We start from the raw sequence: 10,609 nt of genomic DNA, 5'->3' as shown, positions 1-10,609 counted from the left end.
CCCCCCCCCCCCCCCCCCCCCCCCCAACCCGCCTCGCCCCGCCGGCTCTGGCTCCCCAGCTCCTCGCCGTGCGTTGGGAGAATGGCCGCGCCTTCCGTTTCTCTTTCCAACTCCCCGCCCCGGTCAATTACCTCATCGAATACTCCGAGGATTTGCGCTCCCGCCAGTGGACGCCCCTCCGGCCCGCCCAAATCGGCAGCGGCACCGTGGAGATCACCGATGAAACCCCCGGACGCCCCCGCCGCTTTTACCGCGTCATCCTCAACCCCTGAACCGCGCCCAAGCCGCCCCCGGCCTCGCCGCCCGCCCGCTTATTTCCTGGGCAGCTCAATCCGATGCGCCATGGTCCGGTTCTCGTGCCACCGCCGGAACGTCTCCCGCACCTTGTCCTTCTCCGACACCGGCAGCCGCGCCGGGAGAAACTCAAAATGCTCCTCCAGCCGGAGGATGTTGCCGTCCACCTTGAACTTCCGATACGCCTTCAAAAACGGCTCCTGGATCTCAAGGGACTCTGGCTCGTCCGCCAGTTTGGCCCCCTCCGGCAGAATCACTTCAATCGTGCGCCTCAAGGGATCGCTGGCCTCAAAACGAAACGGTCGCTGCCGATCCTCCGTGATCACTTCCGGATTCATCGTCGGCGTGTTGCCCAACTGCAACATCAACCCGTTCGCCAGTCGCATCCCCACTCGCGGCAGCCGCACTTTCAAAAGGCTCTCAAACACCTCCCCCTCCTCGGTGGGGCTCGTCACGCTAAACTCCAGCACCTTGCCCCCCGCCCCCTTGAATCGCTCCTCGAGCGCCTTCCGAAACTTGTCCCGGTTCGTGTCCTTGATCTCCTCTTTGTACTGGCGCGCCGGTTCGCCTTCCCGCCGCATCTTCTCAGTGATAATCCCGCCCCCCTCGGGCGTAATTTCAAAAATCACATGAATATGATCCCGGTTGGCCTGGGTGTCGTACGCCGGCAACGTCACCACTTTCCCCTGCTGGCCCTCAATCACCAGCGCCGGTTGGCTCGCGTACTGACGCACCATCTGCCCCACCTTCCGCGGCCCCGCCGCGGGATCCAGATAGTAGGTTTTTCCCCCCGTCTTCACCTGCACAATGCAATGATTAAATTTTTCCACCGACAGCGTCTCCAGGTCCGGCTCCTCCGCAAATTCCTCTCCCAGTAAAACCAGATGCGCCTCCATGCCCGCCTCCCGGCACAGCGCCATGACCAGCAGCGACTGATCCTTGCAATCGCCATATTTCCGGCTCAGCGTATCCTTCACCGGATGCGGTTGATGCGTTGACATCTTGAACGCCAGACTCACGTAGCGGATGTCCTTGGTCACCCAGTCCATGATCGCCTGCAACCGCTCGGCAGCCCCCGCATGCTTGCCCATGATCTCCCGCAGCCGGCTCTTCGCCTCCGGCGGCAACTGCTCCCGCCCCTTGCACAGGCCGCTGTACCACCGCGCCACATCATCCGGACTCAGGGGCGTGTAAAAAATCATGCCCTCCCAGTAATCCATGCCCGAGGTGAAGGTCTCCATCGAATCATTCTCCAGATGGGAGGTCCGCAGCCGCCATTGCACCGTGCCATCGGCCAGGGTCTTTTCCTCGACCGGCGTGGGACAGCGTTGCGCCTTGCGCCGCAACGGCAGGTTTTTCGGAAACGTCAGTATGATGTCGGAGTCAATCAACACATGCCACCCCGTGCTCCAGCGCAGGAAAAAATGCCCCGCCACAATCGGCTCCTTCTCCCATTCCTCAATGATGTCCAGAATCTGCCCCTTCTTCAGCGCCGGGATCGGCAGCTCCACCTGCTTGACGTCCCAATAAATGCTCTCATCCACATACACATTCTCTGTCTTCACCAGCCGCGTGTCCACCTCCCGCCCCTGGCCCCGTTCATTAAGTATGCGCACCGTTTTGAACGTCACCTTCATCCGGCTCGTGTCCACCGTCCGGGACGGTTTCGGCAACTGGTAGGCGTCCTCTTCCAAAACCAGATAGGTCGAGCGGACCACCGCCCGCTCCCGGCCATCGGCCTGTATCTTGCCCTCGTAATGATCCAGCAGTTGCACATAGCCCCCCTCCCGCGCCTTCTCGGCCAGCTGGCCCGCTTTCTCCAGCGCCGCAAACAGCGGGTCCTTCGGCGGCAGTTGCACCTCCTTGTAACCCAGCGGATTGCCTTTGAAGAGCACCTTGTGCTTCTGCAGCAATTCCTTCATGTCCTTCACGTCCATGAAGCCGTCACTTTGCCCCACCACTTCCCCCTTGAAATTCACCACCAGCAGCGTGGGATAGTTGTCCACGCCGTACTCCTTCACCACGCTCTCATTCGCTTCTTCTTCCGCGTTGAGCCGCACCAGCACAAACTCCCCCAGCTCCTTTTGCACTTCCTTGTCCGCAAACGTCTCCCGCTCCATCTTCTTGGACCAACTGCACCAGTCCGTCGTGACCTCCAACAATATGGGCTTTTTCTCCCGCTCCGCCCGCTTCAAGGCTTCGGTGTAATTCGCCAGCCACGGCAGCTTCGTGCGACCTTCACTGCCAGGCGCCGGAATTTGCGCGTTTAACGGCAGGCAGACACAGCACAACCATAAAACCAGGGGGAATACTTTTGGCTTTTCTTCCATTACCGAAGCTTACCACACCCCCCCTCCTTAGCAAGCGCGGAAGCGCCCGGCAACCCGCGCCGTTGCTTCGGGATGACCACCCTGGCCACACCCTCCCTGCGGGGGCCTCTTCCCGGCTGGCTGGCCTTGCCCCGGCCAGCCCCTCGCCCACCACCGCCGGCCTCCCGCACATTATGCTTGCCACAACCGGGCGGGCTTTGGACGCTACACGGCTGTGTCGAGGCTGCCTTTTGAACTGTTCCTGGCGCTGCGTTACTTCCGGCCCCGGGGCACCTATGTGTCAGTCATCACGCTCATCGCCGTGGTGGGCGTCATGCTCGCCGTCGGCATGCTCATCGTCGTCATCAGCGTCATGAGCGGCTTTGACCGGGAGTTGCGCGACAAAATCCTCGGCTTCAACGCCCATCTCAAAATCTTTCATCCCCAGCATCCCCTGGAAGGATGGGAAAAATTGCGCGCGCAGACCCTCTCCTGCCCCGGCGTGCGCGGCGCCGCCCCCTTCGTGCTGGGGCCCGTCCTGGTGGAAACCCAAACCGGCAACTCCAACCGCAACCCCGTTGTCTTCACCCCCTACGTCCGCGGCGTCGAACCGGCGCTGGAGGCCTCCGTCAGCCGCCTCCCGGCCAGCATCCGCCGGGGAGAATTCAATCTCACCGGACGCACCCTCGTCATCGGCAGTGAATGTGCCGCCAGTTTGGGCGTCACCGTGGGCGACCGCCTGGCCGTGTACTCGCCCCGCAATTTGCAGAAAATGCGCCAGAGCCTCGGCCAAACCAATGAGCAGGCCATCTTGCCCGACGATTACACCATCACCGGCATCTTCGACGTGGGCCATTACGAGTACAACGCCACCATCATCGCCACCTCCCTCGAAAACGCCCAGGATTTATATGATCTGGATGATGCTGTGCACGGCCTGCTCGTCATGTTGCACGACCCCATGGCGGCCGAGCGGATCCGCGCCGAATTGCGCTCGCGGCTCGGCGGCGAGCTCGCCATCTCCACCTGGATGGAGGAAAACTCGGTCATCTTGAATGCCCTGGCCGTCGAAAAACAGGCCATGTTTGTCGTGCTCTTTGTCGTCATGATCGTCGCCGCCTTCGGCATCACCGGCACCCAGATCGCCTTCGTGTACCAGAAAACCCGCGAAATCGGCATCCTCAAAAGCCTGGGCGCCACTCATCGCCAGGTCGCCTGGCTCTTCTTCAGCCAGAGCCTCCTCGTGGGCGTCCTGGGGGTCGCCGCCGGCCTCGGCTTCGGCCTCGGACTGTTGCGCTGGCGCAATGAGTTCCTCCGCTTCATGAACCAGGCCACCGGCATGGACCTCTTCCCCTCCAGCATCTATGCCTTTCACGAGCTGCCCGCCCTTACGCTCCCGTGGGATGTCATCATGATTTGTGGCAGCGCCATGCTCCTCTGCGTCGCCGCGGGCCTGCTGCCCGCCTGGCGGGCCATGCGCCTGCATCCGGTGGAGGCCCTGCGCTATGAGTGAGTCCCTCCCCACTCCCGCCACCCCCCTCCTGGCCGCCCGCGATGTGCGCCGCACCTTCCGCGTGGACGGCCAGGCCGTCCCCGTCCTTCGCGGCGTCACCCTCGCCATCCAGCCGGCCGAATTTGTCGCCGTGCGCGGCGCTTCCGGCGCGGGCAAAAGCACCTTGCTCCATCTGCTCGCCGGCCTGGACCAGCCCACGGGCGGCGAAATCTTCTTCCGCGGCCTGCCCGTCCATCAAATGTCCCCCCTGCAACTGGCCGCCATGCGCAACCGGCACATCGGCCTCGTCTTTCAAGCCTACCACCTCCTGCCGGAACTCGATGCGCTGGAAAATGTCTGCCTCCCCGCCCGGCTGGCCCGTGTGCCCCCCGCCCGGGCCGAGCTTCGCGCCCGCGAGCTGCTGGCCCGCGTGGGCCTCGCCGACCGCCTCCGCCACCGCCCCCGCCAGTTGTCCGGCGGTGAACAGCAGCGCGTCGCCCTGGCGCGCGCCTTGATCAACCAGCCGGATGTCATCCTGGCCGATGAACCCACCGGCAACCTCGACAGCCACACCGGCGGCCAGATCATTGATTTGCTAATCTCTCTCCAGCAGGAGCATCACACCGCGCTGGTCATCGCCACCCACGACCCCGCCATCGCCGCGCGGGCCGCCCGCGTCGTCGAGCTGCGCGACGGCCAGATATTTTCTCACCACCCCACCGCCGGCTGACCTCTCCGGCCCCCATCACTTCTTGCACACCGCCAGCCCCAGCAGCGAAGGCTCCACGATCGGCTGATACAACTTCTCCGGCGCATTCTCCGCCACCCCCGCCGCCTTTTCCAAGTAGCGGCCCACCAGTTGCGTCCCTTTGTTGATGATCACCAAATCCGAATCCTCCCCCGGCCGCAGCGGCTCCGCCAGCACATCCCCCAGCGAGAGCGCCTTCAACGGCTTCCGTGTCACAGGCCGCCCGTGCACGTACAGCGTAAAACGCAGTTGAATCTCGCCCATCCCATAAATGTGCCGCGAATAGATGGATTGTTGCAGCCCGGGCGGCAGTTTGTCCGGGGGCACGTATTGCGGCACGACGGGAGTTAGAATGTCGCATTTCGCGGCCTTGAAGCGCGCCTTCAGGGCGGCCTGAATCAGGTTCAAGGTCTCCCCCAAGGCATCCATCAAATCGCTTTCCGCGGCGCTCTCGGCATCCATCCCGCTGAACGCCTCGAACAGTTTGCGACCGGAGGTCCGATCCGCCTCCAGCAACAAATCCAGCCACAGCGTCTTCTCCGGCAGGATCAGAAAGTGCACCAGACTGAACGGATTTTCCAGCGGCCGGTCCGGCTGAATCTCCGGCTCGCTTTCGCTGAAGCCCATCGAAAAAAGCGTCTCCGCCACCAACCGCTCCACCATTTCCACCGGCATGATTTCCGCCAGGATCTCTTTCGCCTCCTGTCGGGCCGGGGCGGCCGCGGTGGGCTTGCCATGGCCGGAATCCGCGGCCGGCGATTCCACCTTGGCGGCCGCGGCCTGCTTGTTCTCCCCTTTCAACGGCGACACCATTTGCGATAGCAGGTGATCCCGCTGCTTGATCTCCTCCAGCAACTGCCGCTGATGATTGGCCAGCCGCACGGCGGCCACCGTCCGCGCCGCAAACACCTCGGCCTGCCACGGGGCGGGAACGCAGTCATCGGCGCCAGCCTGGAACCCCTCAATCACCGCCCGGGCCGTGTCCTCTTCCAGCGCCAGCAATACATGCGGGCGCACCGCGCAATCGGTGCCGCGCAAGCGCCGCACCCATTCCAGCCCTCTCATCCCATGCAGCTTGGGCCCCACCACCGTGACTGATGGCTCGTGCGTGGTGCGCAGCAGTTCCAACACGGCTTGCGCGTCCTCCCGCGGCAACACTTCATGCCCCCGGCCGCTTAGCTCCGGCAGCAGCCGATCGCGCACCGCGGGCCACAAGCTTTGCCCGTCATCCAAAAAATAAACATTCATTTGCGGGTTTCCCCATCGTTTGGCTTGCAACTTGCGCCCCCGTCGCGGCAGGGGCATCCACTGCAGCACTCCTGGCATCGGCAGTTGACTGGAAAAGTTTAGGGAAAGTTTCCCACACCATCTGCCGCTCAAAAAAAACCTGCTCAAGTTTGGCCCATGCCTGCCGATAGGGACTTTTGCCCACCCCTCCCGGGGGATTGGCATCGCTCGAACCTTTGACCTTGGGTCGCATGGACAACATTGAACTAATCCGCGAGTTTATCGCCGAAGGCCGCGAACACCTCGCCCAGGTGGAGGCCGACCTCGTGGCCTTGGAAAAAAATCCGCAGGACCGCGACATCTTGTCGCGCATCTTTCGCGCTGTTCACACCATCAAGGGTGCCAGCGGCTTTTTGGGGCTTAAAAAGCTCGAGGCCCTCACCCACGCCGGCGAAAACCTGCTCAGCCGCCTCCGCGATGGCCGCATGGCCGTCAACCAGGAAATCACCACGCTCTTGCTCAATCTCGTGGATACCCTCCAACAGGCCCTCGGCATGATCGAAGCCCAGGGCCACGATGCCGCCCTGCAACACACGCCCCTCACTTTGAAAATCAATCGCCTGCTCCAAAACCAGCCTGCCCCGGCGGCGGACGCGGCGCCAAAATCCGCCCCGGAGCATCCCACCCCATCCCCGGCGCCAGCGCCCGGCGCCGGGGCAGGGGAGCAGACCCATCCCAATCCTGGCCCGGTGCCCCACAAGGAAAGTGAAGCGGCCCCTGCTGTCGCCCCGGCGGCTTCCACCACCGCCAGCGTCGCCGAAAGCCATGTCCGGGTGGACGTTGGCCTGCTCGACCGCCTCATGAATCTGGTGGGCGAGCTCGTCCTCGCCCGCAACCAAATCCTGCAGCTCAGTGACCACTCCGAGCACACCCAGCTCAACACCGTCGCCCAGCGCCTCAATCTCGTTACCACGGAGTTGCAGGAGGAGGTCATGAAAACCCGCCTCCAACCCATTCAAAACGCCTGGAACAAGCTCCCCCGCGTGGTCCGCGACACCGCCATGGCCCTGGGACGCCAGGTCCAACTGGAACTGATTGGCCAGGATACCGAGCTGGACCGCGCCATCATCGAGGCCATCAAAGACCCCATGCTCCACCTGGTCCGCAACGCCCTCGACCACGGCCTCGAACCCCCCGCCGAGCGCAAGGCCGCCGGCAAACCTGAAACCGGCCATCTCACCTTGCGGGCCTTCCATGAAGGCGGCCAGGTCAACATCGAGGTCACCGACGATGGCCGGGGCATCCAGCCGGCCAAAGTCAAGGCCAAGGCCCTCGAAAAAGGCCTGATCACCGCCGAGCAGGCCCATCGCATGACCGACCGCGAGGCCTTCCACTTGCTCTTCCTCCCCGGCTTTTCCACTGCCGAAAAAGTCACCAATGTCTCCGGCCGCGGCGTCGGCATGGACGTCGTCAAAACCAACATCGAAAAACTCGGCGGCAGCGTGGACGTGGAAAGCACCCCCGGCCAGGGTACCACCGTCAAAATTAAAATCCCCCTCACCCTCGCCATCATCCCGGCGCTCTTGGTCACCTGCGGCTCCCAGCGTTACGCCGTCCCCCAGGTCAACCTCGTCGAACTGGTCCGCGTCGAGGCCGAGCAGCGCCGCCGCCAGATCGAAGAAATCATGGGCGCGCCCGTCTGCCGCTTGCGCGGACGCCTCCTCCCTCTGGTCTATTTGTCCCGCGTCTTCCATATCCCCCCGGCCATGGACGACCAGGGAGCCGTCAACATCGTGGTCTTGCAGGCCGACAATCAACAATTCGGCCTTGTGGTGGATTGCATCAACGACACCTGCGAAATCGTGGTCAAGCCCCTGGGCAAGCACCTCAAACGCATCCCCGTCTTCGCCGGCGCCACCGTCCTCGGCGATGGCACCGTGGCCCTGATCCTCGATGTCCTCGGCCTCGCCCAGCACGCGCGCGTGCTGCGCCAGATGCAGGATCACGAGCGCCATCGCCTCGACGCCACCGCCACCGCCCGCCAGACCGCCGCCCGCCAACTGCTCCTCTGCGCCCTCGGCCCTCAGCGGCTGGCCATTGACCTCGCCACCGTCGGCCGCCTCGAGAAAATCCCCCGCGCTCGCGTCGAACAGGCCGGCGGCCGCGAGGTCGTCCAATACCGCGGCAAATTGATGGACCTCGTCCGCCTCAGCCACTTCCTGGGCTACGCCGAGCCCGAGGACGGCGATCTCAATGTGGTGGTGTACTCCAGCCACGACCGCACCGTCGGCTTGGTGGTCGGCTCCATCCTCGACATCCTCGAACAGGCCGTGGAATTGGATGCCCACGAGGCCCGCCCCGGCATCCAGGGCCGCTGCGTCATCCAAGGCCGCACCACCGAGCTGGTGGACGTCCCGGGCGTCGTGCAGGCCGCCGGCCTCATAACCGCCACCGTTTGACCTGACCCCCCTATGAAAACTGCCGAGCTTTTTTGCACCTTTACCGTGGACCGTTACCTCTTTGGCGCCCCCGTCACCCGCGTCCAGGAGGTCGTGCGCAACCAGGCCATGACCCCCGTCCCCCTCGCCGCCCCGGAAATCCGCGGCCTCCTCAATCTCCGCGGCCAGATCGTCACCGCCATCGATTTGCGCCGCCGCCTCGGCCTCCCCGAGCGCCAGGCCGATGCCGCGCCGGTCCACGTGTTGCTCTCCGACGGCGATGGCGCCGTCAGCCTCATGGTGGACCAGGTGGAGGATGTCCAGGAAGTGTCCCCCGACATCCTCGAGGAACCCCCGGAAACAGTGGATGCCGCCATCCGCGCCCTCTTGCGCGGCGTCGCCCGCCGGGACGACCGCCTTCTGCTCCTCCTCGACGAAACCAAGGCCATCTCCCTGTCCTGATCCATCACCAAATTTTGGAAACAACCACTCTAACCCCCCAACCCAACCTGTTATGAAACTTAGTGCAAAAATAACCGCCGGTTTCGCCGGCTTGATCGTAATCACCCTCCTCATTGGTGGCCTCGCTGCCGTCCAAATGATGCGCGTCAAATCCACCGCCAACCGCATCGCCGCCGATTACATGCCCGCCACCGACCTCGCCAGCGCCGTGGAGGCCAGCGCCCTGTGGACCATGTATCAAATGCGCGGCTACGCCTACACCGAGGACACCAACTTCCTCGCCTTGGGCCTGCAACGCCTGAATGAAACCAAAGAATCCATTCAAAAGGCGCAGGAACTGGCCAGGGAACGCGGCGCCAGCCTCGATTTCCTGAATGAAGCCGCCAAAGTAGCCGGACAGAAAGCCGCTGAATATGAGCGGCTGGCCCAACAAACCGTCGAAATCAATGGACAGCTAAAAACCGGACGCCAGGAAATGGATACCGCCGCCGCCGCTTTCGTGCGGGAATGTCTCGGTTATCTCGAGGCCCAAAACGCCGCCCTCGCCGCCTTGTTGAGCCAGACCAATCAAGCTCAGACGCTCGATGCTATCCAGGTGAGCGAGCGCGTAAGGAAAATTAACTTGATCAATGAAGTCCTCGAGATCGGCAACTTTATCCGCGTGGGTAATTTCAAGGCGCAAGCCACCCGCAATGTCCCGCTCTTTCAGGAGACCCTCAAAAAATTCGCCGACCTCCCGCCCAAGTTTGCCGAACTCCGCTCCCTGACCCGGCAGGACGTGAACCTCCGCCAGCTCGCAGCCGCGGAAAAAGCCGCCGAGGCTTATAAAAAGACCATGGAAGAATTCCTCAAGGACTGGCAGACCCGGGAGGAATTGAACCGAACCCGCCAGATGGTCGCCGATGCAGTGTTAACTCAGGCGGACCAAGTCTGCTCCAATGCCATCGCCATCAGCTCCAACGAAGCCAAAACCGCAGCGGGCGCCTTGCACAGCTCCACCGTGATCATCGTCATCGGCGTAATCGCCGGCTTGCTCGCCGGCATCGCCTTGTCCTTCTTCATCGTTCGCCACATCATCCCGCCCCTGAAGCAGGCCATCGGTTTGACCACCCAGGTCGCCGCCGGTGACCTCACCCAAACCTTGTCCATCGCCCGCTCCGACGAAATCGGCCAACTGGCCCAGGCCGTCAACTCCATGGTCATCAATTTGCGCAAAAACATGAAATCCTTGGCCGAAACCTCCGACACCCTGGCCGCCTCGTCCCAGGAATTAAGCGCCGCTGGCACCCAGCTCAGCAGCAACGCCGAGGAGACGGCTTCGCAGGCCAACGTGGTGGCCGGGGCCTCCGAGCAGGTGAGCAAGTCGGTGGCCACCGTCGCCACCGCCGCCGAGGAGATCAGCGCCTCCATCAAGGAAATCGCCCGTCAGGCGGTGGACGCCGCCAAGGTGGCCAACCAGGCGGCCACCGCGGCCGAGCGGGCCAACCAGACCATGGGCCGGCTGGACGCCTCCAGCGCCGAGATCAACAACGTGGTCAAGGTGATCACCACCATTGCCGAGCAGACCAATCTGCTGGCGCTCAACGCCACCATTGAGGCGGCGCGCGCCGGCGAGGCGGGCAAGGGGTTTGCGGTGGTG

The 10,609-nt window shown here is 63.5% G+C and carries 8 protein-coding genes; 6 read left to right on the top strand and 2 right to left on the bottom strand.

Annotated features, from left to right (window positions below; genetic code table 11):
• Positions 1 to 272 (top strand): hypothetical protein (locus N3J91_08065; GenBank protein ID MCX8156386.1); only part of this gene is annotated, 272 nt, incomplete at its 5' end.
• Between the two features lie 39 nt (positions 273 to 311).
• Here the strand turns inward: N3J91_08065 and N3J91_08060 are convergent.
• The gene (locus N3J91_08060) at positions 312 to 2,624 is read right to left on the bottom strand and encodes a thioredoxin family protein (protein ID MCX8156385.1); all 2,313 of its coding nucleotides are present in this window, start codon (positions 2,622 to 2,624) and stop codon (positions 312 to 314) included.
• 214 nt (positions 2,625 to 2,838) lie between these two features.
• Here N3J91_08060 and N3J91_08055 point away from each other — a divergent pair, with 214 nt between their 5' ends.
• Complete coding sequence (locus tag N3J91_08055) at positions 2,839 to 4,116, top strand: ABC transporter permease (GenBank protein MCX8156384.1); 1,278 nt, start codon at positions 2,839 to 2,841, stop codon at positions 4,114 to 4,116.
• Positions 4,109 to 4,825 carry an ABC transporter ATP-binding protein gene (locus tag N3J91_08050; protein MCX8156383.1) on the top strand — a complete coding sequence of 239 codons (717 nt, stop codon included), beginning with the start codon at positions 4,109 to 4,111 and terminating at the stop codon, positions 4,823 to 4,825. The genes N3J91_08055 and N3J91_08050 overlap by 8 nt, the downstream gene beginning before the upstream one ends.
• Positions 4,826 to 4,840: 15 nt before the next feature.
• On the opposite strand, the gene N3J91_08045 is transcribed toward N3J91_08050, so the two are convergent.
• The gene (locus N3J91_08045) at positions 4,841 to 6,091 is read right to left on the bottom strand and encodes a hypothetical protein (GenBank protein ID MCX8156382.1); all 1,251 of its coding nucleotides are present in this window, start codon (positions 6,089 to 6,091) and stop codon (positions 4,841 to 4,843) included.
• 230 nt (positions 6,092 to 6,321) lie between these two features.
• Here N3J91_08045 and N3J91_08040 point away from each other — a divergent pair, with 230 nt between their 5' ends.
• From N3J91_08040 to N3J91_08030, 3 genes are all read left to right on the top strand, one after another.
• Positions 6,322 to 8,529 carry a chemotaxis protein CheW gene (locus N3J91_08040; protein ID MCX8156381.1) on the top strand — a complete coding sequence of 736 codons (2,208 nt, stop codon included), beginning with the start codon at positions 6,322 to 6,324 and terminating at the stop codon, positions 8,527 to 8,529.
• Between the two features lie 12 nt (positions 8,530 to 8,541).
• Positions 8,542 to 8,970, top strand: coding sequence for a chemotaxis protein CheW (locus tag N3J91_08035; protein ID MCX8156380.1), 429 nt, complete (start codon positions 8,542 to 8,544; stop codon positions 8,968 to 8,970).
• 52 nt (positions 8,971 to 9,022) lie between these two features.
• On the top strand, positions 9,023 to 10,609 hold a 1,587-nt coding region (locus N3J91_08030; GenBank protein ID MCX8156379.1), incomplete at its 3' end, for a methyl-accepting chemotaxis protein.

Source organism: Verrucomicrobiia bacterium (assembly GCA_026414565.1).
GTDB lineage: Bacteria > Verrucomicrobiota > Verrucomicrobiia > Limisphaerales > Fontisphaeraceae > Fontisphaera.
The sequence above is the reverse complement of the archived record's forward strand: the minus strand, read 5'-3'. Positions and strand labels throughout refer to the sequence as shown.

Excerpts from the sequence above, each read along its gene's own strand:
- N3J91_08060 (MCX8156385.1), bottom strand. The coding sequence starts at position 2,624 with ATGGAAGAAAAGCCAAAAGTATTCCCCCTGGTTTTATGGTTGTGCTGT.
- N3J91_08050 (MCX8156383.1), top strand. The coding sequence starts at position 4,109 with ATGAGTGAGTCCCTCCCCACTCCCGCCACCCCCCTCCTGGCCGCCCGC.
- N3J91_08045 (MCX8156382.1), bottom strand. The coding sequence starts at position 6,091 with ATGAATGTTTATTTTTTGGATGACGGGCAAAGCTTGTGGCCCGCGGTG.
- N3J91_08040 (MCX8156381.1), top strand. The coding sequence starts at position 6,322 with ATGGACAACATTGAACTAATCCGCGAGTTTATCGCCGAAGGCCGCGAA.
- N3J91_08035 (MCX8156380.1), top strand. The coding sequence starts at position 8,542 with ATGAAAACTGCCGAGCTTTTTTGCACCTTTACCGTGGACCGTTACCTC.